The organism is Saccharopolyspora sp. NPDC002376, assembly GCF_053593195.1.
The window spans coordinates 17,690-37,459 of sequence record NZ_JBSFBZ010000035.1 but is presented as its reverse complement, the minus strand read 5'-3'; the positions used below and the strand labels follow the sequence as shown (position 1 = coordinate 37,459).

The 19,770-nt window shown below is 69.2% G+C and carries 22 protein-coding genes and 1 tRNA gene; 10 read left to right on the top strand and 13 right to left on the bottom strand.

All coding sequences use genetic code 11. The annotated features are described in order from the left end of the window. Nucleotide 1: 1 nt before the first annotated feature. A complete protein-coding gene (locus ACWCO2_RS22570; RefSeq protein ID WP_450129731.1) occupies nucleotides 2-205 on the top strand; it encodes a DUF397 domain-containing protein in 204 nt (67 codons plus the stop codon). Between the two features lie 63 nt (nucleotides 206-268). Here ACWCO2_RS22570 and ACWCO2_RS22565 read toward each other — a convergent pair whose 3' ends face one another. Beyond that, on the bottom strand, nucleotides 269-781 hold the full coding sequence (locus ACWCO2_RS22565; protein ID WP_450129730.1) for a sigma-70 family RNA polymerase sigma factor: 513 nt from the start codon (nucleotides 779-781) through the stop codon (nucleotides 269-271). A gap of 121 nt (nucleotides 782-902) precedes the next feature. After that, nucleotides 903-2,738: an Hsp70 family protein gene (locus tag ACWCO2_RS22560; protein WP_450129729.1), complete on the bottom strand. Its 1,836-nt coding sequence runs from the start codon at nucleotides 2,736-2,738 to the stop codon at nucleotides 903-905. Nucleotides 2,739-2,947: 209 nt separating this feature from the next. On the opposite strand from ACWCO2_RS22560, the gene ACWCO2_RS22555 reads away from it, so the two are divergent. Genes ACWCO2_RS22555 through ACWCO2_RS22545 form a run of 3 tightly spaced genes read left to right on the top strand, consistent with a single transcriptional unit; the run spans nucleotide 2,948 to nucleotide 5,651 of the window. Next, nucleotides 2,948-3,496, top strand: coding sequence for a histidine kinase (locus ACWCO2_RS22555; RefSeq protein ID WP_450129728.1), 549 nt, complete (start codon nucleotides 2,948-2,950; stop codon nucleotides 3,494-3,496). After that, complete coding sequence (locus ACWCO2_RS22550) at nucleotides 3,487-4,161, top strand: response regulator transcription factor (protein WP_450129727.1); 675 nt, start codon at nucleotides 3,487-3,489, stop codon at nucleotides 4,159-4,161. The genes ACWCO2_RS22555 and ACWCO2_RS22550 overlap by 10 nt, the downstream gene beginning before the upstream one ends. Further along, complete coding sequence (locus ACWCO2_RS22545; RefSeq protein ID WP_450129726.1) at nucleotides 4,158-5,651, top strand: hypothetical protein; 1,494 nt, start codon at nucleotides 4,158-4,160, stop codon at nucleotides 5,649-5,651. The genes ACWCO2_RS22550 and ACWCO2_RS22545 overlap by 4 nt, the downstream gene beginning before the upstream one ends. 4 nt (nucleotides 5,652-5,655) lie before the next feature. Here ACWCO2_RS22545 and ACWCO2_RS22540 read toward each other — a convergent pair whose 3' ends face one another. Then, nucleotides 5,656-6,588: a sensor histidine kinase gene (locus ACWCO2_RS22540; RefSeq protein WP_450129725.1), complete on the bottom strand. Its 933-nt coding sequence runs from the start codon at nucleotides 6,586-6,588 to the stop codon at nucleotides 5,656-5,658. A gap of 47 nt (nucleotides 6,589-6,635) precedes the next feature. Between ACWCO2_RS22540 and ACWCO2_RS22535 the strand changes: the two genes are divergently transcribed. Continuing rightward, nucleotides 6,636-6,824 (top strand): hypothetical protein, encoded by a 189-nt coding sequence (locus tag ACWCO2_RS22535; RefSeq protein ID WP_450129724.1) that lies wholly within the window; start codon nucleotides 6,636-6,638, stop codon nucleotides 6,822-6,824. Between the two features lie 71 nt (nucleotides 6,825-6,895). On the opposite strand, the gene ACWCO2_RS22530 is transcribed toward ACWCO2_RS22535, so the two are convergent. From ACWCO2_RS22530 to ACWCO2_RS22520, 3 genes are all read right to left on the bottom strand, one after another. Beyond that, nucleotides 6,896-7,828 carry a COG4705 family protein gene (locus ACWCO2_RS22530; protein WP_450129723.1) on the bottom strand — a complete coding sequence of 311 codons (933 nt, stop codon included), beginning with the start codon at nucleotides 7,826-7,828 and terminating at the stop codon, nucleotides 6,896-6,898. Nucleotides 7,829-7,950: 122 nt separating this feature from the next. Further along, a complete protein-coding gene (locus ACWCO2_RS22525) occupies nucleotides 7,951-8,343 on the bottom strand; it encodes a hypothetical protein (RefSeq protein ID WP_450129722.1) in 393 nt (130 codons plus the stop codon). A 360-nt stretch (nucleotides 8,344-8,703) separates the two neighbouring features. Beyond that, nucleotides 8,704-9,660 carry a GlxA family transcriptional regulator gene (locus ACWCO2_RS22520; protein ID WP_450129721.1) on the bottom strand — a complete coding sequence of 319 codons (957 nt, stop codon included), beginning with the start codon at nucleotides 9,658-9,660 and terminating at the stop codon, nucleotides 8,704-8,706. A gap of 159 nt (nucleotides 9,661-9,819) precedes the next feature. On the opposite strand from ACWCO2_RS22520, the gene ACWCO2_RS22515 reads away from it, so the two are divergent. Genes ACWCO2_RS22515 through ACWCO2_RS22500 form a run of 4 tightly spaced genes read left to right on the top strand, consistent with a single transcriptional unit; the run spans nucleotide 9,820 to nucleotide 11,600 of the window. Next, nucleotides 9,820-10,482, top strand: coding sequence for a DJ-1/PfpI family protein (locus ACWCO2_RS22515; RefSeq protein ID WP_450129720.1), 663 nt, complete (start codon nucleotides 9,820-9,822; stop codon nucleotides 10,480-10,482). A gap of 31 nt (nucleotides 10,483-10,513) precedes the next feature. Next, nucleotides 10,514-10,831 carry a hypothetical protein gene (locus ACWCO2_RS22510; RefSeq protein ID WP_450129719.1) on the top strand — a complete coding sequence of 106 codons (318 nt, stop codon included), beginning with the start codon at nucleotides 10,514-10,516 and terminating at the stop codon, nucleotides 10,829-10,831. Continuing rightward, nucleotides 10,828-11,313 carry a DUF2269 family protein gene (locus tag ACWCO2_RS22505; protein WP_450129718.1) on the top strand — a complete coding sequence of 162 codons (486 nt, stop codon included), beginning with the start codon at nucleotides 10,828-10,830 and terminating at the stop codon, nucleotides 11,311-11,313. The genes ACWCO2_RS22510 and ACWCO2_RS22505 overlap by 4 nt, the downstream gene beginning before the upstream one ends. Further along, nucleotides 11,310-11,600 (top strand): hypothetical protein, encoded by a 291-nt coding sequence (locus ACWCO2_RS22500; RefSeq protein ID WP_450129717.1) that lies wholly within the window; start codon nucleotides 11,310-11,312, stop codon nucleotides 11,598-11,600. Before ACWCO2_RS22505 ends, ACWCO2_RS22500 begins: the two co-directional genes overlap by 4 nt. Nucleotides 11,601-11,770: 170 nt before the next feature. On the opposite strand, the gene ACWCO2_RS22495 is transcribed toward ACWCO2_RS22500, so the two are convergent. Continuing rightward, nucleotides 11,771-11,847: transfer RNA gene (locus tag ACWCO2_RS22495), tRNA-Leu, on the bottom strand. 150 nt (nucleotides 11,848-11,997) lie between these two features. Between ACWCO2_RS22495 and ACWCO2_RS22490 the strand changes: the two genes are divergently transcribed. Continuing rightward, complete coding sequence (locus tag ACWCO2_RS22490) at nucleotides 11,998-12,219, top strand: DUF3618 domain-containing protein (protein ID WP_450129716.1); 222 nt, start codon at nucleotides 11,998-12,000, stop codon at nucleotides 12,217-12,219. 59 nt (nucleotides 12,220-12,278) lie between these two features. Here the strand turns inward: ACWCO2_RS22490 and ACWCO2_RS22485 are convergent, their stop codons facing one another. The 6 genes from ACWCO2_RS22485 to pucD all read right to left on the bottom strand — a co-directional run bounded on the left by ACWCO2_RS22485 (nucleotide 12,279) and on the right by pucD (nucleotide 19,603). Continuing rightward, a complete protein-coding gene (locus ACWCO2_RS22485; protein ID WP_450129715.1) occupies nucleotides 12,279-12,995 on the bottom strand; it encodes an MOSC domain-containing protein in 717 nt (238 codons plus the stop codon). A gap of 54 nt (nucleotides 12,996-13,049) precedes the next feature. After that, a complete protein-coding gene (locus ACWCO2_RS22480; RefSeq protein ID WP_450129714.1) occupies nucleotides 13,050-13,691 on the bottom strand; it encodes a TetR/AcrR family transcriptional regulator in 642 nt (213 codons plus the stop codon). A 341-nt stretch (nucleotides 13,692-14,032) separates the two neighbouring features. After that, entirely contained in the window at nucleotides 14,033-14,608 is a 576-nt protein-coding gene (locus ACWCO2_RS22475; RefSeq protein ID WP_450129713.1) for a nucleotidyltransferase family protein, read from the bottom strand. A 117-nt stretch (nucleotides 14,609-14,725) separates the two neighbouring features. Continuing rightward, nucleotides 14,726-16,168 (bottom strand): NCS2 family permease, encoded by a 1,443-nt coding sequence (locus ACWCO2_RS22470; protein WP_450129712.1) that lies wholly within the window; start codon nucleotides 16,166-16,168, stop codon nucleotides 14,726-14,728. 365 nt (nucleotides 16,169-16,533) lie between these two features. Further along, entirely contained in the window at nucleotides 16,534-17,022 is a 489-nt protein-coding gene (locus ACWCO2_RS22465; protein WP_450129711.1) for a nucleoside deaminase, read from the bottom strand. A gap of 274 nt (nucleotides 17,023-17,296) precedes the next feature. Beyond that, nucleotides 17,297-19,603 (bottom strand): xanthine dehydrogenase subunit D, encoded by a 2,307-nt coding sequence (gene pucD, locus ACWCO2_RS22460; protein ID WP_450129710.1) that lies wholly within the window; start codon nucleotides 19,601-19,603, stop codon nucleotides 17,297-17,299. Nucleotides 19,604-19,770 lie beyond the last annotated feature (167 nt).

Genomic DNA, 19,770 nt, shown 5'->3' with positions numbered 1-19,770 from the left:
CATGAACACTTTCCGTACCTCGAAGCCTTTAGGAGAAGCGAGCTGGCGGAAGTCCAGCCGCAGTGCCAGCAACACCCACTGCGTGGAGGTCGCCGTGACGGCGGGAGCGGTCGGTGTGCGCGACACGAAGGACCGTGACGGTGGCACGCTCGTTTTCACACCCGGGCAGTGGGCGTCGTTCACCGCCGGTTTGAAGCGGGGCTGAGTTGCCGTGAGTGGTTTGGGGTGCCGTAGCGCCCCGAAGTGCTCACGAGCCGGAATCCGCTGGTCAGGCCGCGATCGGCTGGCTCGAAACGGTTTCGCGCAGGGTTCGCAGGGCGTTGTGGAGGCGGCTTTTCACCGTGCCTGGGGGGACTCCCAGGGTCTTGGCCGCTGAGGCTGCCGTTCGGTCTGCGTAGTAGACCTCGACGACGGTTGCCCGGTGGGCGGGGGAGAGGTTTTCGAGCATCTCCCGGACGACGAGCTTCGTCTCGACCTGGTCGTTGGCGCTGGGTTGGACCGCCGTGTACTCGAGGTCTCGTTCCGGGAGGCCGACTTCGGTCGGGCGGGCTCGGCGGCTTCGATGCTGGTCGATGGCGATGTTGTGCGCGACCCGCAGGAGCCAACCGCGGACCGAGCCCAGGTTCTCGGTGAGGCGGTCGAGGTTTCGCCAGGCTCGCACCCACGTCTCCTGAACGACGTCCTCAGCAGCGAACCGATCGCCGTTGGTGAGCCGTGTGACGTATGCGTGCAGGGCGTCGCCGTGGGCGCGCATCACGTCTTCGAGCTGAACACTGGGCATTTCCGCTCCCGCCGTTTCGCCTGCTGCCTACGACAGCAAGCCTCGCGTTCGGGAGCGCGGCGGTCTTTGGGCTTATCCCTCCACTTCGAGGGATGTCCCGCGTTCCGAGGTAGGGATGTCCCTACGACAACGCCGAGCAGGGCGTCACGTCCGGGCCGTTCGCCGCGCCGGGAACCCAGGCGATGTTGCGGAACGTGGCGTCGAACGGGCCCTGCGCGTAGACCAGGAACGAGGTGTTGACCCGCTTAGGGTCGAGGCCCTTCTCGGTGAAGCAGCGCAGCGGGATGGTGACCTTCGACTGCTGGCCCACCGGCAGGTCGCGGAAGAGCTCGGTGGTCTCCAGCGAAGCGCCGCACGGGTAGCCGCAGTGCGCGGCGATCGTGGCCGAGCCGGCCAGCGGCTGGTTCACCGTCACGTCGAACACCAACGCACCCTGGCTGTCCACGTAGGTCGACAGGTCCCTGGTGTCGTTGCCGGTTTGCAGGTAGACCTGGGCGGGCGTTTCGTCCTTCCAGGTCACGCGCAACCCGTCGCCGGTGTTCGCGACGATCGCGGAGTGGTTCGCGTGGTGCCCGACTACCTCGGTGCCGTCCCACTTGTCCTGCGACGCGATGTAGGCGTGGTACGGCTCGATGGTGTCGTCGTCGAGCAGGCGGAGCGGTTCAGGCGTCTGCGCCGCGCCACCATCCGAAGTGGACGAAGCGTCGGCTCCCGGTGTCGGGGCTGCCACGGATTCCGTGCTCGACGCGTTGTCGACCGAGTGCCCGCCGCCGAAGAGGAGCAGGCCGGTCGCCACCGCGGCGACGCCGACAACCGCGGCCGCGATCGCCGGGACCAGCCAGCGCCGACGCGTCGGCTCAGCGCTCACAGGTTCGGGTGCCGCTGGCGCTGGGGGCGCGGTGAGCGCGCGGGTCGCGATCGTGGCCGCGCCGAGCGCGACGGTGAACTTCGGGTGGTGCGCCATCCGCACCGGCTTGTCGAACTGCTCGAAAACCATCTGCGTGACCAGCGGAACCCGCGACGAGCCACCCGCCAGCAACACCGCCGACAGGTCGTCGCCCCGGAGCCCGGCCGAAGCGACGGTGCGGTGCAGCGCGTCGACGGCCACCTCCACTGACGGCCGGATCGCCGAGTCGAACTCCCGGCGCGTGACCGTCAACTCGCGCGGCCCCGAGGGCAGCGGCACCAGCAGCGGCACGTCCGGCTCGGTGGACAGCTCGATCTTGGCGCGCACGCACATCGCGCGGATCCGGCCGAGCGCGTCGGCCGCGAGGGGGTCGGTGGGGTCGAGCCGGGTGATCGCACCGTCCAGGCGTTCGTCGAGGCGGGCGAGCAGCGCGTCGTCGAAGTCCATGCCACCGAGGTGCTCGACGCCCTCCGGCGTGCCGAGGATCTCCATTCCGTCGCCGCGCATGCGCAGCACGGTGGTGTCCAGCGTGCCGCCGCCGAGGTCGAACACCGCGACGACCTCGCCCTCGCCGAGCGTGCGCTCGCGGCTGTAGTGCGTGGCCGCGGCCTCCGGCTCGGTGATCATCCGCACGTCGTCGATCCCGGCGAGCCGCGGCACCTCGGCGAACTGCTCGCGGCGGTAGGGACCCCAGATCGCCGGGCAGGTCAGCACGACCGATCCGGGCGGTCCACCCATGTCGGCGCGGACCTGGTCGAGGACGTCCCGCAGCTGCGCGGCCATCAACGCGCTCGGCGAGTAGGTGGATCCGCCGAGGACCAGGGGCGTCGGGTCGCCGAGCCGGCGCTTGAAGCCGCGACCGAGCCGCGCCGGGTCGGCGTCGCTCTCCGCCGCGGCGATGCCGGTCAGCAGTGTGCCGTCCGGCGCGCGGTAGGCCAGCGACGGGACGACGATCTCCCGCGACAACGGCACCATCCGCGTCCCCGCCGCGTAGCCGACGGCGGCAGATGTGAACGTCGTGCCAAGGTCGATCCCGATCGCGTAAGACACGCCACCTCCTGTGAAACCCGGGCTACTTACCAATCAACCACACGCAGGTCGAGACGATCGCATCCAAATGTAGGTTGTTCGAGCCCTCCGCAGGTTGATCAAGCGAGGCGACTTGATTGCAGTTCGGGACACAGGGGTAGGGATATCCCTACCCCGACGGAGGGGTCGCACCCTTGTCGTCGGTTCGGGCGCCGACGACGCTGGCAACGGTGCACCGCTTCGTTCGTTGGATCCGCCGGTCGGGGGCAGTGCTGCCGACACCGCTCCGGCCGCCCGACCGCGCCACCGCGCGGCAGCGCTACCGGCTCGAGCGGATGCTGCACGACGGCGCGGTCGCCGAAATCTCCGCGCTCGCACTGGAACTCGGAATGATCTACGACACAGCGCGCGACGAAGCGGTGGCCGCGCAGGTCGCGACGGCGCAGCGCCGGGTCAACGGGATCCTCGACGATCTGCGCAGCGTCGAGTCGTGGATCTACCCACCGGTGCTGGCCAGCGCAGGCCTCGGCCCCGGGCTGCGTGCGGTCGCCGAGCGTTGCGAACTGCGACTTTCCCTCGATTTGCCGCAGGCCGAACTCGGTTCCCAGACCCGGGCGCGCGTCGGGCTGCTCATCGCCGACCACTTCCACAACTTGCCGCCCGGTAGCGTGGTGCGAGTGCGTGTGAAGGGACGTCGGGTCATCCGGGTAAGCATCACCGATCAGCAACCAGGCGGCGAGGCCCGCCGCGCCCACCGGGCGGTGCTGCGGTGCGCGTAGCGATCGCCGAGGACGGCGCCCTGTTCCGGGAAGGCCTGGTGCTGCTGCTGGAAGCCGCCGGGCATGAGGTCGCGGGCTGCTTCAGCGACGGCGAGCAGCTGATCGCCGCGGTGGCCACCGATCCGGTCGACGTCGCGATCCTGGACATCCGGATGCCGCCGGGCCCCAACGGCGGGCTCGTCGCGGCCGAACGCGTGCGCGCGCTGCACCCGGACATCGGGCTGCTGCTGTTGTCGCACTACGCGGAGACGCACTACCTGATGCGGGTGCTGGAGATCGGCGCGGAGCGGATCGGCTACCGGCTCAAGGAACGCGTCGCCGGCGTGCAGGTCCTCGGCGACACGCTGGACCGGATCGCCGCAGGTGAGATCGTCATCGAACCGGCGCTCGCCCGGCGGCTGGTGCAGGGCGGCGCAGGTCAGGACGACGGCGCGATCGGCAAGCTCACCGAGCGGGAGACCGACGTGCTGCGGCTGATGGCCGAGGGCCGCGCCAACAACGCGGTCGCGCAGGAGCTGTTCATCTCGGCCAAGGCCGTGGAGAAGAACATCGCCTCGATCTTCACCAAGCTCGGCCTGCCCGGCGACGCGACCGTGCACCACCGCCGGGTGCTCGCCGTGCTGGCCTACTTGCAGGCGCAGCGGATCGACGGGTCGATGAGTTGAGCGGTGGGCGGGTTCGGCGCTGGCTGTCCTCCGCCGGACGCCCGCCGCACGAGGTCGCCGTCGCCGAACCACCGGAACGACTGGCCGCGGCACTCGTCCGCAATCTGGCGGAAAGCGCTGGTGGGAAGGCCGTTTACGCGGTCCCGACCGAGCGGAGCCACGTCGTCGTCGAGTCCTGGCCGACTGGGTTGTCCGGTGTCGCCGACGCGGTCGGCGCGGAGCCGGTCGGATCGACGGGCGGTTCGCTTTTCCTCATCGCGCCGAGTAAGTGGGACGACGCGGCGCGCTCGTTGCTTCGCGACACGGCGGCTTGGCTCGGGGTGGCCGTCCAGCTGTCCCGGCTGCACGTCGACCATTCAGCAGCGGACCTGCGGGCACAACGCCTCGGCACGGAGTTGAGCATTGCCCGCGCACGGCTCGAACAGGTCCGTGACCTGGAACGACACCGGTTGGTCCGGGCGATCACCGCGACGACCCTGCGCGACCTCGACGAAGTCCGCACGTCGCTGCGGGCCGTCAATGAAGGCGCGGGGTTCACCGAGGCCGAGAACGCGCTGGAGGAGTTGATCGACGACTTCCGGTCGGTGGTGCGCGGGGTGTTCCCGGCGATGCTGCCCGACCGCGGTCCGCGCGCGGCGCTGGAGGAGCTGGCCGCGACCCTGCCGCGCCCGGTGACGTTCGCGGGCGACCTCGGTCGCCGAGCCGACTGGCAGCTGGAATCCGGCTTCTACCACGCGGTTTCGGCAGTGCTGAACCTCTTGGCGGACCATCCGGTGACGGTCACCTTCAGCCGGGACGACGCGCTGCAGGCCAGGATCCAAGCGCCCGCCGAGGTGGACCTGCGGCTCAGCCAGGACGTGGAACGGCTCGCGGTGTTCGGCGGCGAGATGGATTGCGCGGTCGTCGAAGGCACGACTGTCGTCACCGTGCGACTCCCGGAGAGAGTCGAGCCGGTTCCGCCCACGGTCGACCCCGCTGAGCTGGAACGCAGCGCCATCTACCGGAAGGTGCGCGACCTGGTGCGCCGAGGCCAGGACGGGTCGCCGGAGTGGGACGCGGTCGCGGAGCAGCTGACCATGCCACCGCTCGCCGCGAACGCCCCGGTGATCGCCGCGCGCCGGGCGATGGTGGCGATGCGCGACCTCGTCGGCAGGCTGCCCGCCGACCACCAGCTGCGCTGGGCCGTGGAACAGGTGGCCGCCGACGCGCACGAGTTCGCTGAACTGGATCTGCTCGACGAGCTCGAGAGCGGCCGCGTGTTGCGCGGCGTGAGCACTGCCGCAGCCCGTCTGCTCGGTGCCGACGGCATCGACCCGCGCAGCCGCCTAGGCCTGCCCGCCGACGCACCCGACGAGGACGTGCTGGTCGCGGCCAGGGCTGCGGTGTCCGGCTGGCGCGCGCACGCCGAACACCCGGTGGCCGGGAGACGCGATCGCGCCGCTTGTGAAGTGCTCGTCCGCACTGCGGAAGGCCTGCTCGCGCCGCCCTGAATGGTCAGAACGGGACGACGCCGCTGATGGTGGTGCCCGCGCCGGGCGCGGAACGGACCTCCACGACACCGCCGACAGACTCGGCCCGCGCGGTGAGGTTCGGCAGGCCCAGTGACGCGTCGAAGCCCGGCCCGTCGTCGGCGACGGAGAACATCAGGCCCTCGTAGCTGTCCCACGCGGTGACGGTGACGCGCGCGCCTGTCGCGTGCTTGCGCGCGTTGTTCACGGCTTCGAGAAGGATGTAGTAGACGGCGGATTCGACCGGTGTCGGATAGCGGCGCTGCAGTCCTGAGAGGTCGAGTGCGACGGTGTCGTGCCGGTTCAGCTCGGTGCGCAGCGCCGCTGCGAGACCTTCGGAGGCGAGGACGTCGGGCAGGATCCCGGCGGCGGTCTCGACCAGCACCCGCTCGGCGTCGTCCAACTGCGCCATCAGCTTCGCGACGTGCTCGCTGCCGGCGCCCGCGTGCTCGGCGAGCGCCAACGACATGCGCAGCGCGACCAGCTGGTGCTGCGCGCCGTCGTGCAGATCGCGCTCCAGCCCGCGGCGCTCGGCCTCCATCTCGGCAGCCGCCCGCCACCGGTCATCGACCAGCGCATGAGCGGCCCGGTCGCCAACGCGACGCAGGCGATCGGTCTCCCGAGCGAGCCCGATCATCGCGACCGGTGCGCTGAGCACGGCTGCTAACCCGGGCAGTGATCCGACTGACTTCGGCGCGAGGGCGAGAACTCCGCACACCGAGCCGCCATGCTCGATGTCCTGCTCCGCCCAAGACTCACCGTCTCCCCACTGGAACCGCTGCTCCCCGATGACGAGTGCGCAGCCGGTAGCGCCCACAGCGCCACCCACGACCTCGGCGAGCGCACGCGGGTCCGGAGGTCCGTCCTCAGCCAGGTAAGCGGTGATCGCCTCGGCTGCCCGCCGCTCACGGATTCGCACCCGACGAACGTTACCCAAGCATCACGTCTGGTTGGCATCCGTCGGTCGTGATCAGCAAGACCGCCCGCCGCGCCGGTCTCGTCGCCGGGATCGCGCTGCTCCCGCCGTGGCCTTCGGTTCTGCCGTCAACGCCGCGACGACCGACGCCCCGCAGCAGCCTGACGCCCAGCAGCAGGCCCAGCACCCGCACCAGGGACACCACCGGCACAAGGGCTCGCCCATCGATCGACGGCTGAGCACCGACCGTGCGCGGGCGGCCGGACCTCGAACGGCTACCCGCGCACGACTTCAGGCGATGATGTCGTGGCTACGCGCGCTCCACGATTTGGTCGGCGCGTCGGCCGTAGGCCATGACGACCTGCCCGTTGGGCTGTTGCGACTGCCCCGTGATCCGGTGCGTCGGGGCGGGCAGCAGGTCGAGGGGATCCTTGCGAACTCGGTAGGCCTGGTAGGCGATCAACGCGCCGAGCACCACGAGCAGCGCCACCGTGCCCCACCGGGTGCCGAGCCCGAGCCCTCCGTCGTCGGCGGGCTTGGTGAGCGAGTCACCGGCGGCGGCGCTCAGCGGTCGGGTCAGGATGAACGCGAACCAGAACAGCACTTCGCCGTTGATGCTGGTCAGGTAGTGCGCGGCGAGGAGCACGAGCATGACGCCGGCGATGATCAAGAACGTGTTGCGGAACCCGAGGCCGACGTCGTCGGACAGCCAGTCGCCGCTGGCGGTGTCGAGGGTGTTGGACACCAAGATCGCGACCCAGTACAGCGCTTCGCCCTTGCGGGTGGCGATCTTCTCCACGTCGAAGGTCTGCCCGGTGCGCCACCAGGCCAGGAACACGATCGCCAGGATTGCGGTGAGGATGATCGCGCCGGCTCCGTAGCCGATGCCGTTGCTGGTGTCGCCGGAATGGCCGAAGCCGCGGTCCATGAGGTCCGAGGTCGCGGTGCCGACGATGCTGGTGGCCAGGACGACCGTCCAGAAGATGCCGGGGTGGAACCGCTTGGCGCGAAGCTGGAGGCCCACGGCGATCAGGAAGAACACGAAGAAGGCCACCGCACACCCGAGGTAGCCAAGCTGCAGCTCGATCGCGAACAGGTCGCTGCCGGTTTCCCCGATGGTCACCGCGACGATCTTCAGCAACCAGAACAACGCGGTCACGTGCGGGAGCTTCCGCATGATGTACTCGGCTGGGCCATTCTCGGTGTCCGCCCTGGACTGGGCTCCGGGCGCTGGAGTGGTCATCGATCCCTGCTCCGTTTCTCATGGGGAGTTCGTGATCTGCAGCCACATCGAGGCACACGCGGTTACCCGGAAGCGGCCGAAAGTCCTTTAAGGGTCTTTTTGGGAAGACGGTCAGAAACCGGTCAATTGAGATCCGCGAGCAGTGTCGTCAGTGCGGACTTCTCGGTGTCGGGATTGGGATGCGTGGCGCGCAGTTCCCGCAGCACGGTGTCGATTTTGTCGTCGATGTCGGTCCAGGCCGCCTTGTTGCGAGGCTTCAGGCGGGCTTCGTCGTTGTCCCACGATGATTCGAGGTCGTCCACGCGGGCGGTCGCGCCGGACTGGTTGCCGGAATTGAGCAGGTTGAGCGTGTCCTGGGTGATCGTGCGGAAGGACGAGAGGTCCCCCAGCGCAGATTGGGGGCCCGAGCCCGTCTGCGCGGCGGGGGCCTCAGTTGCCGGGTCGGCTTCGAGCGAGGACGTGCGCACGAAGTAGCCGATTCCACCGATGACGACGATGAGGCCGACGACGACCACCGTTTACGCCCCCAGTGGGACCCGGCTGTCGGGCACCAGGCCCGAACACTCCGACGCAGTGGTGTCCGGCCGCACTGCGGGACAAGGACGCGAGTCAGGCCAACGACGGTCCTGACTTCGCCGTGGCCGTGCCAGTGATCGATGGCAACCAGGTGATGTCCGTTGTGCGTGCGACGACGGCGCGTTCGGAGGTCTACCCGGGGATCGCGCTGGCCTGGTTGGTGATGGCGGCCCTCGCCGGGCTGGCGGTCCTCCCACCGAGATGTCGCTTCAGAACACGAACACCTTCACGGCGGAAGGTCTTGAAACGGCCCTGTCCGCCGACAGGTGGCATGGCCACCGTGCGAGCGCGTCGAGCTCCTACTGGCTCGTTCGGGTGGAGGGGCGGAAGGTTGTGCGGTACGCGCCCGGGTTGACGCCGACCGTCTGCGTGAATTGAGCGCGGAAATTGCTCGGCGAGGGGAAACCGGCCTGCGCGGCGATGCGGTCGATCGTGTAGTCGGTGATTTCGAGCAGTTCCTGGGCGTGCCGGATACGGACGCCCGCCAGCCACTGGATCGGACTCTGCCCGGTTTCCGCCTGGAAATGACGGCTGAGCGTGCGACTGCTCATGCCCGCTGCTGCCGCGATGTCCGCCAGCGTCAGGGGCCGGTGGGCGTTCTCCTCGATCCAGGCCAGCGCTTTCTCCAGGGTCGCGGTCTGGTAGATGGGGCGGTTGCGCAAGATGTACTGGGCTTGACCGCCGGTGCGCTGGAGGGGCGTGACGGCAAGACGGGCCGCGTCGGCGGCGACCGCGACACCGTAGTCCCGCTCGACGATGTGCAGGCACAGGTCCAAACCCGCGGAAGCGCCTGCCGAGGTGAGGATCTGCCCGTTATCGGTGTAGAGGACGTCCGGATCGACCCGGACGGCCGGGTACTGGCGGGCCAACAAGTCGGTGGCGAGCCAGTGCGTGGTTGCCTGCTTCCCGTCGAGCAACCCCGCCTCGGCGAGGGTGAACGCGCCGACGCAGATCGACGCCACTCGTGATCCTCGGTCCACGGCCGCGTGCAGGACATCGCACACCGCAGCAGAGGTCGGGACGGTGGGGTCGTTGCGGCCGGGAACGACGATCAGGTCGGCCCGCTGCGCCTCTTCCAGTCCGGCCCCCACGCCCAGCCGCACTGGTCCGGCATCGACCAACGGTTCCGAGCCGGTGACGACGACCCGGTAACCCGGGCGCCCGTCCGGTAGCCGGACCCGCCCGAACGTCTCGATCGGAGTGGCCAGATCGAAGGCGATCACATCGTCGAGCGCGAGCACCGCAACCGTGTACATACCGCCACGCTATCCCGTGCTCACGCTACTCCGGAACATCTCTCGCTCGGCGGGCACCGGTGGCCAGATTCAGGCGACCTCTGTCTTGTCCGCCAGTGGTCGAGAGCGTGGAGACGACCAAAAATGGAGTCGAACGGCTCAGCCAGAAAGGAACGCCTCATGCCCAACCCGCACGTTCAGTTCGTCCTGTTCGATGGCTTCGATCCACTGGATGCCGTCGCGCCCTACGAGATCATGATGGCCGGACGTGAATTCCTGGACGGCGCCATGGACGTCGAGTTCGTCAGTGCCGAAGGAGCCAGGGAAGTGGTCTCCGGCACGGTCGGCATCACCCTCACCGCGACTAGCGCCCTGGACCCGACCACACCGGGGTACATCGTGGTGCCCGGCGCGTCCGGCCCGGTCGACGGAGCCCCGGACGAGATCGACACCATCCCGGTGCTGCTGTCCCGCTTCGCCGCGAGCGCGGCGGGCCCGCTGATCCGCCGGTGCTTCGACAACCCGGACATCACGGTCGCGACGGTGTGCGGCGGATCGCTCGCGCTGGCCATGGCCGGGCTGCTGGAGGGACGCACGGCGACCACGCACGTCCTCGGTGTCGAGATGCTCGACGCCAGTGGCGTGCACGCGGTACGCGCCCGCGTCGTCGACGACGGCGACCTCATCACGGCCGGTGGCGTCACCTCCGGGCTCGACCTCGGGCTCTACCTCCTCGAACGCGACTTCGGACCGAGGATCGCCCGCGCGGTCGAGGAACTGTTCGAGTACGAACGCCGAGGCACCACCTGGAAGAACAGCGGCCACGCCCCCGCCGCCGCCTGACCGTCCATCCCCGACGAACGAAAGCAGCCTGATGAGCACCATCACTGGAACCTGGCACGTGCGCATGAAGACCCCGATCGGCACCATCGACGCCGACTACCGCTTTGCCGAGACCCCCGACGGGATTACCGGTACCGCGACCGGGACAGGCGAGGAGACCGCGCTCGACGACATCGTGTGTGAGGCGACGGCCGAAGGTGAGCGCGTCATGTGGCGGCAGGAGATCAACAAGCCGATGCGGCTGAACCTGGAGTACGACGTCACCGTCACCGGCGACACCTTCGCCGGCTACTCCCGCGCGGGACGGCTCCCCCGCAGCCGGGTCACGGGCGAACGGGCCGACGCGTGACCGGGTTCCTGCTGGCCGGCCACGTCCTTGCCGCGATACTCGCCATCGGTCCCATCGCGATTGCGGCGAGCATGTTCGCGCCCGCGGTGCGCGCTGCCCACCGCGACCCTGAAGACCCGCGTAAAGCGGCGGTCCTGGCTGTGCTGCACCGCATCACCCGCGTCTACGCCGTCATCGGGATCTTCGTGCCCGTCTTCGGCCTCGCCACCGGCGCCCGGCTCGGAGTCCTGGCGGACACGTGGCTGATCGTGTCGATGATCCTCACCGCGATCGCGGCCGTTGTGCTCATCCTCGCGATTCTGCCCGCCCAGCAACGCGCGCTCGTCACCACGAGCAAGGGCGCGGACGGGGAGTCGGCGCCCCAGCCCGATCGGCTTGGCCGCCAGTTGGCGATGTCGACTGGCATGTTCAACCTGCTGTGGGTGGCCGTGGTCGTGCTCATGATCTACCGTCCCGGATCGACCACCGGAGCCGGGCTGTGACCCCCCGCCGGATCATGCACATCATCGGTTCTGTCGAGCTGACCACCCTGGTCCTGATGCTGCTGAACCTGTTCACCGTCCACCGCCCGGCCTTCACCCAAGTCCTGGGCCCGGCCCACGGCCTCGCCTACACCGCAACGGTCATCGCCGCAGTGCTGCTGATGAACGGCCGCCACCGCGTCTGGTTGCGAGCGCTCGTCCCCGGCATCGGCGGCCTGCTGGCAGCCCGAGCGATTCTCTCGGCGCACGGCTTCCGACGTGAGGGCATGAGCGGTGAGGTCGGGTGAACGATGTCCGGCCATCTCGGCTGGCGCCACCATCTCGGTCGTTGGAGCCGAAGCCCCAGATGCACACCACGAGCTTGCCGTTCTGGCGCGCGTAGGCGGCCGACACCGTGTGTGCGGACATCTTCGCCGTCCAGTCGGACTTGATCTCCGAAAGTTCGGGTTGTGAAACGTGGTGGGGCCGGAGGGACTCGAACCCTCACTGGCTAGGACCTAAACCTAGTGCCTCTGCCAATTGGGCTACGGCCCCTGGTGTGGTCCCAGCCTAACGGGTGGTGCGATCTTGGTCGGCAGGGCGTGTCCGATCCAGCACCGCGCGCGACACGCCAACCGCTGGTGCGTTGCCGGTTCGCCGGTGCTCTACGGTGGTCAGCAGCCAGGTGAAGGGTGAGGAGGACACGTGGCTCGTGATCCGGACGCCATCGAGCGCGACATCGAGCAGGCGCGTGAAGCGCTGGCTGACACTTTGGACCAGCTGAGCGTCAAGGCGAACCCGCAGCGGTTCGTCGAGGCCGGCAAGGCCAGCGTGCAGGAGAAGCTCAATGATCCGCGAGTGCGCTACGCGCTGATCGGGGTTGGCGCCCTGGTCGCCGTTGTGGTGGTGCGCAAGCTGTTCCGGTGAAACCCGTGGGTCTTCTTCGCTGAGGGCCCGCGGGTTCCCACCGCACACCTCCAGCGCGGTCACTTCGTCGTCACGGGATCGCCCAGGCGGATCTCGCCGGGCTTGGTGACGCGCATGATGACGCCGAACTTGTTGTCGTGGCGGCCGATCAGGTGGGTCTGCAGATCCCGCCAGCGCTCCCGGCCCTCGGCGTCCCAGCTCGGCACCGCGCAGCGGATGCACGGCCCGGCGTTGTCCCCGGTGACCTCCAGCTCCACCTCGCCAGCGGTGATCGTCGCACCGGCTTCCCACTGCTCTTCGGTGAAGGCGGGCAGGTCTGCGTCGATGTGCAGGTTCGTGCGGAACCGGCGCAGGTCGACCTCGGTGCCCAGTTCCTCGCCCAGCTCGGTGCGCGACGCCTCGAAGGTGACTAGCACGGTCGGGCCGCGATCCTGCTGGCCGTCGGCCGCCCGCAAGCTCAGCGGAATGCCCAAGGAGTCGGCGAGCGCGTCGCTGAGCTTCGGATCCTGCCAGGTCCAGGTCGCGCCGTCCGGGGCGCGCAACTGCGGTGGTTCCGTCGGGTCGGTGGCGTCGCCGTAGGTGGCGCCCCAGCCGAGCATGCCCGGGTTCTGCCGGACGGTCAGCACGTTGCCCGCGCGGGTCGGGCGCTCGTCGCGCAGTGCGTAAGCGCGGTCGCCCACCATGCCGCGGTCGTCGAACCTGGCTGCCTGGACCGGTTCGCCGCGCAAGGACTTCACCGGCCACCGAGTGAGCTCTGAAACCGTTCCCCGCGCCACGCGATCCTCCGTCCCCGAGTCCGGACTTCACCCTAACTCGGGGCGGTGAGTGGATCAGCCGTGCAGGAGCGGCATCAGGGCTTCGGTGACCAGGCGGTCCACGAAACCGGTGTCGAGCGGCTCGTCGGTGAGCATCAGCCGATATATCAGGCAGGCCCCGGTGATCTCGACGACCGTGTCGATGGGGGCGTCCGGGCGGATCTCGCCGCGCTGCACACCGCGCTCGATGAGCCGGTGCAGGACGTCGCGCTGCGGTAGCAGGAAGGACTCGCGGAACGCGGCGGCCAGCTCCGGCTCGTGCGGCAGCTCGCCGACCAGAGCCTGGGCGGCTTTGCCGACCGGACCGGTGAGGAATGAGGCGAAGCTGCGCAGGAAGTCGCCGAGATCGTCCTTGATGGAGCCCCGGTCCGGTTCCGGGATGTTGCGCTGGACCAGCTGGGTGCAGGTGTCGATGACCAGGTCCAGCTTGGAGTCCCAGCGCCGGTAGATGGTGGCCTTGCCGGCCCGCGCGTGCGCGGCGACCGCGTCCATGGTCAGCGCCCGGTAGCCGACCTGGGAGAGGACCTCCATCGCGGCCTTGCGCAGCGCGGCATCGCGGGAGGCGTCCCGCGGCCGTCCCCGACCGCTGGCCGGCTGGGTCTGCTCAGCGCTGGACAACTGCTCCTCCTCGCGGGCACTGCTCGTCGGCGCGTTCACGACCGCCATCCTAAGCTCCGGGCCGGGTTGGGGTTCGGTTCATCAGCGGCGCGTGCCCTGGTGAACGGGCCGCGCTCGTGGGTCCACTGTGCACGGGTTCGGACCGTTCTGTGCGCCTCCTCCGCTCTACTTCGCCGTTCCGGCGGACACCCCGTGCCGGGCCTGCAGGTATGCGGTGGTGAAGGCGACCAGTCAGTCGTCACCTTCGGGCACGTAGTTGGCGGTGATGTGTCCGTTTGCCATGGACGCCTCCGGCTCTGGCTTTCGTGGGCGCTGGTGTGACGTCGAGGTCCAGGAGCGATGACGGAGGTTTCCGGACCGGTCACGCGTGGCCGTCGACTCTACGTGCCGTCCGCGGGCAGGTCCCCGGGACGGTCCACGTCGAACCCGGCGGACACGTCATCGCACGGAACCAGCTCCACATCCCGGTCCCGGAGGTACCCGCGAGCCCCGGCGTCCCCGGTCGCGGAGGCCCGAGCCCCGGCCCAGTGCTCCCGCCCGAGCAACACCGGATGACTCCGCCTCCCACCGTGAGCAGCAGCGGCGAGAACGGACGGTCCAGCCAGCTCAACGACCCGCCGCACGGCCTCGGCCCCAATCCCAGGCATGTCGACCGGAATCACCACGGCAGCATCAGCATCAGTGCTGGTCAACGCATCAATGCCGACCCTCAGCGAAGACCCCATCCCGCTGTCCCAATCGGGATTCACCACCACTGAAACCCCAGACAGCTCAGCCCGCTCACGCACCTCATCCGCAGCAGCACCAAGCACCACAACGACCGGCGAACACCCACCCTCGGCAAGCACCCGAGCAGCCCGATCCACGAGCAGTGCCCCCTGATGCTCGACCAACGCCTTGGGCATCCCGAACCGCCGCCCGGCCCCAGCGGCCAAAACCACGCCCGCAACCCTCATCGCACCCACGCTACCCACCCCACCCGATCGCACAGTTCCACCCGATCTAGTGAACGGTGAAGGGCACCTCTATTGGTCGGGCGACGGGTGGGCATGCCCTTCACCGGGGAAGGGAACTCACCGGACGAGGGATTCGATGGCTTCGATGCCGAAGTAGGCCGTGAAGACCAGGGCCAGGCCTCCGACCAGCCAGCCGATCTCGCGGGCCTTGCCCCGGGCGACCTTGATGACGGCGTAGGCGATGAGGCTGGCGCCGATGCCGTTGGTGATCATGTAGGTGAACGGGATGACCGCGATGGTCAGGAACGCCGGGATGACGTATTCCGGGTCGTCCCAGGGGATGTGGCGGACCTGGGCCATCATCAGCGCGCCGACGATCACCAGTGCGGGTGCGGCGGCTTGGGCGGGCACCACCGCGGCGAGGGGGGTGAACAGCAGCGTTGCGCAGAACAGGAGTCCGGTGACCACGCTCGCCAGTCCGGTGCGCGCGCCTTCGGCGACACCGGTGGCCGACTCCAGGAACACGGTGTTCGGCGATGCCCCGGTCAGACCACCGGCTGCGGCGGCGACGCCGTCGACGGCCAGGATCCGGCCCATGCCCTCGACCTTGCCGTCCTTCACCAGCCCGGCTTCCGAGGAGACGCTGGTGATGGTGCCCATCGCGTCGAAGAATCCGGACAGCACCAGGGTGAACAGGAAGACGGTGGCCGCGATGCCGCCGGCCGCGGCGAACCCGCCGAACAGGTCCACCTGGCCGAACATGCTGAAGTCCGGACTGCCGATCACGTGGTCGGGCAGCTCCGGCACGATCGTGCCCCACTGCTTGGGAGTGATGCCGAAAGCGGAGTTGGCCACGATCGCGACGACGGTGCTGACCGCTATGCCGATCAGGATCGCGCCGGGAACCTTGCGCGCCAGCAGCACCAGCATCAGCAGCAGGCTCAGGCAGAAGATCGCGATCGGCACGCCGACCAGGTGCCCCTCGGTGCCCTGGCCCATCTGGACCGGCACGGTGGTGTCGGCCGAGTCCGGCTTGCGGGTCACGAACCCGGCACTGACCAGGCCGATCAGCGCGATGTAGAGGCCGATGCCGACGGTCAGCGCGGTCTTGAGCGGGGCCGGGATGGCGTTGATGATCTTCTCCCGCGCACCGCTGACGGCCAGGATGATGATGACGATGCCCTCGAGCACCACCAGCCCGAACGCTTGAGCCCAGGTCATCGCCGGGGCGATGGTGAAGGCGACCACCGCGTTGACGCCGAGTCCGGAGGCCAGGGCCAGCGGCGCGTTGCCGACCAGGCCCATCACGACGGTCATCACGCCAGCGGTCGCCGCCGTGGCGGTGGTCAGCTGCTCGGAGGTGAGTTGTGCTCCGGTGGCGTCGGCGGACGAGCCGAGGATGAGCGGGTTGAGCATCACGATGTAGGCCATCGCGACGAACGTGGTGAGACCGCCGCGCAGTTCGCGGGAGATCGTGGAGCCCCGGATGCTGATTCGGAAAAATCTGTCCATTATGGACGGTTCCGCGTCGGTTCTGTCCGGTTGCAGCCGCTGGGTCATATGAGTCCTCCCATGCCGGTGGGCGCCCCCGTGCGCCACGTTGTGCGCCGCGCGGACTGTTTCCTTCGGCGGGGTTTTCCGGGCAGGGCAGAGCCCGGCGGGAATGTCGCCGAATTCGCTGTGGGGCGTTTGTCGAATGGTTTCCGCTGTCGCGGTGGTGTTTTCAACGGCGGGTGGACCAGACTGCCCACCCGCGGGGGCTCCGAAGCGACCCGGTCGTCGCGATCGGAACCGCAGGGCTGGTGGTGCGGAGATCTCCCGAATTTCCCTAAACTTGGGAAAATCCTTTGACGGGCCGAACTCCGGGAAGCCGCAGTGGGATTCCGAATTTCCCTAAAGTTGGGACACCACCGCGGCGGGAACGGTCAGTAGTCGATGCGGTCGGTCTTGCCGCGCCAGGCGTCGAAGGCCGCGTTGCGGTTGGGCATCACCACCCGGTTCACCGGCGCCGGCGATTCGGTGCGCGGGTCTTCGAACACGTCGTAGAAGGCCCGGTCGTCGAATCCCGCGGCGGCGGCGTCGTTGCGGTCGGCGGCGAACAGCACCCGGTCCACCCGCGCCCACAGCGCGGAGGCCAAGCACATCGGGCACGGTTCGCACGAGGTCACCAGCACGCAACCGTCCAGCTTGAAGGTGCCCAGCGCCCGGCAGGCGTTGCGGATCGCGGTGACCTCGGCGTGCGCGGTCGGGTCGAGGTCGATGGTCACCTTGTTGGTCCCGGTGGCGACGACCTCGCCGTCCCGGACGACCAGCGCACCGAACGGCCCGCCACCAGCGGCCACGTTGGCGGTGGCCAGATCGATGGCCTGCGTCATCCAGTTCTGCTCGGCGCTCGTCGCGACGTCCACGGACATTGTCGTACTCCTTCGTCATCTTCGGTCTTCGTCTCTGAAACGCCGGAGGCGTTTAGCCCACCCTCGGCGCTGGCACCGCCGCGGGTTCTCAGCGTTCGCCTGACGAGGACAGCCCGCACGCCGTGTATTGGCATACATAAGTCCGGGATCCCGGAGATCAGGCGGGCGCTGAGGTTCCGCTACCGGCACCGCCACGCAAAGCGAGTCCGGATCCTTGTTCCTCCCCCTGGAAAGGGGTGCTGCGGCGGCGGGCCCGGCCCCGCCGCCGCGGGTCTCACACGATGTGTTCTGGTGCCACCGGTGTGTGCGGCAGTTCCTTGCCGGTGGCCGCTCGGATCGCGGCGACCACCGCCGGGGTGGTGGAGATCGTCGGCGGCTCGCCGACACCGCGGACCCCGTAGGCCGCGTTCGGGTCGCCGCGCTCGACTACGTCGATCTCCATCGGCGGGGTGTCGAGGATCGTCGGGATCAGGTAGTCGGTGAAGGACGGGTTGCGGATCTGGCCGTCGACGACCTTGATCTCCTCCATCACCGCCAGCCCCATGCCCTGCGCGGAGCCGCCCTGGATCTGGCCGATCACCGCGTCCGGGTTGATCGCCTTGCCGACGTCCTGGGAGCAGGCCAGCTGCACCACCTTGACCAGACCGAGGTCCAGGTCGACGTCGACCACCGCGCGGTGCGCGGAGAACGCGTGCTGGACGTGCACCCGGTCGCTCTGGCCCTGCTCGTCCAGCGGGAACGTCTCGCGGTGGTGGTACTCGCGGGTCTGCTCGATGACGTCGTCGCCGAGCACCTCCACGAGATCGGCCAGCACCCCGCGGGGCTCCGACGTGATCTTCCCGCCGTGCAAGGACAGCTGTGCCGGATCCACGTCGTAGCGCTGCGCGACCAGCGCGTACAGCTCGTCGCGCACCGCCTCGCAGGCGGCCTTGACGGCGCTGCCGGTCACCAGCGTCTGCCGCGAGGCGGAGCTGGAGCCGGCCGGTCCGACGCTGGTGTCGAACGGGTGGATGGTGACCCGCTCGACACCGAGCTCGGTCCGCGCGATCTGCTGCTGCACGGTCACCAGGCCCTGGCCGACCTCGGCCGCCGCGGTGTGCACCATCGCGGCCGGTTCACCGCCGATGACCTGCAGCCGGACCCGCGCGGTGGAGAAGTCGTCGGCGCCTTCGGCGTAGCAGATGTTCTTGATCGTCACGCCGTAGCCGACACCGCGCACCACACCTTCGCCGTGCGTCGTGTTCGACGCGCCGCCGGGCAGGTTCCGGATGTCCACCGGCCCGGTGTGCTCCTCGGGCATCGGCAGCGCCCGCACCCGTTCGAGGAGTTCGGCGACCGGTGCCGGGTAGTCCAGCACCTGCCCGGTCGGGATCGAGTCGCCCTGCGCGATGGCGTTGCGGATGCGCAGGTCGACGGGGTCCACGCCGAGAGCCTCGGCGAGTTTGTCCATTTGGGACTCATAGGCGAAAGTCGGCTGCACCGCGCCCAATCCGCGCATCGCGCCGCACGGCGGGTTGTTGGTGTAGACGCCCCAGCTCTCGATGTCGACGTTGGGCACCTTGTAGGGCCCGGCGCCCAGCGTGGTGCCGTTGCCGACCACGACCGGCGTCTTCGAGGCGTACGCGCCGCCGTCGAAGTACTGCCGCGCCTTGATGTAGACGAGTTCGCCGTCGCTGGTCGCGCCGTGCTCGTAGTACATCTTGGCCGGGTGCCGGTGCACGTGGCCGTAGAACGACTCCTCGCGGTTGTAGACCATCTTCACCGGTTTGCCCAGGTGCAGGGCCAGCATGCAGACGTGCACCTGGATGGACAGGTCCTCCCGGCCGCCGAACGCGCCGCCGACGCCGGACATGGTCAGCCGCACCTTGTCCTGCGGCAGCCCGAGCGCCCGCGCGGTCTGCCGCAGGTCGGAGTGCAGGTCCTGGGTGGCCAGGTACAGGTCGACTCCGCCGTCCTCGGCGGGGATGGCCAGCCCGGACTCCGGACCCAGGAACGCCTGGTCCTGCATGCCGACCGTGTAGACGCCGGAGACCACCACGTCGGCCGTGGCGTTGGGATCGCCCTTGACGATCTTCTGGTGCCGCACCACGTTTCCGTCCGGGTGCAGCTTCGGCAGCGTCTCGTCGTGCGCGACCCGCTCGGCGTCGAGCACCGGCTCCAGCACCTCGTACTCGACGACGATCTTCTCCAGCGCCCGCCGCGCGGTCTCCGGGTGATCGGCGGCCACCAGCGCAACGGCTTCGCCGACGTAGCGCACCACGTCGGAGGCCAGCACCGGCTGGTCGGCGTATTTCAGGCCGAAGCAGTTGTCGCCGGGTACGTCCTCAGCGGTGAGCACCGTCTGCACCCCGGCCATGGCCATCGCCGCGCCGAAGTCGATGGATCGGATCCGCGCGTGCGGGTGCGGGCTGCGCAGCGTGGCGCCCCACAGCATGTCGTCGGCCCACAGGTCCGAGGAAAAGGCGAACTCGCCGCGCACCTTGATGGTGCCGTCGGGCCGCAGCGGCGATTCGCCGATGCCCCCGCCGATGGCGTCGTCGAGCTCCTGCGGACTGCGAGCAGGCGAGTGGCTGCTGCTCATGCGGACACCTCCGGTGCTTCTCGGACCCGATCAGTGCTTCGTGCGGAGGGGGACCGCAGTTTCAATTGAAACTCCGGTCCCACGGTGTGTCGGGCGCCCGACACACCGGTGGCTGTGGACAGTCCCGTGGCCCGGTGGACAACTTCCGCAATTCCAATGGAATTTGC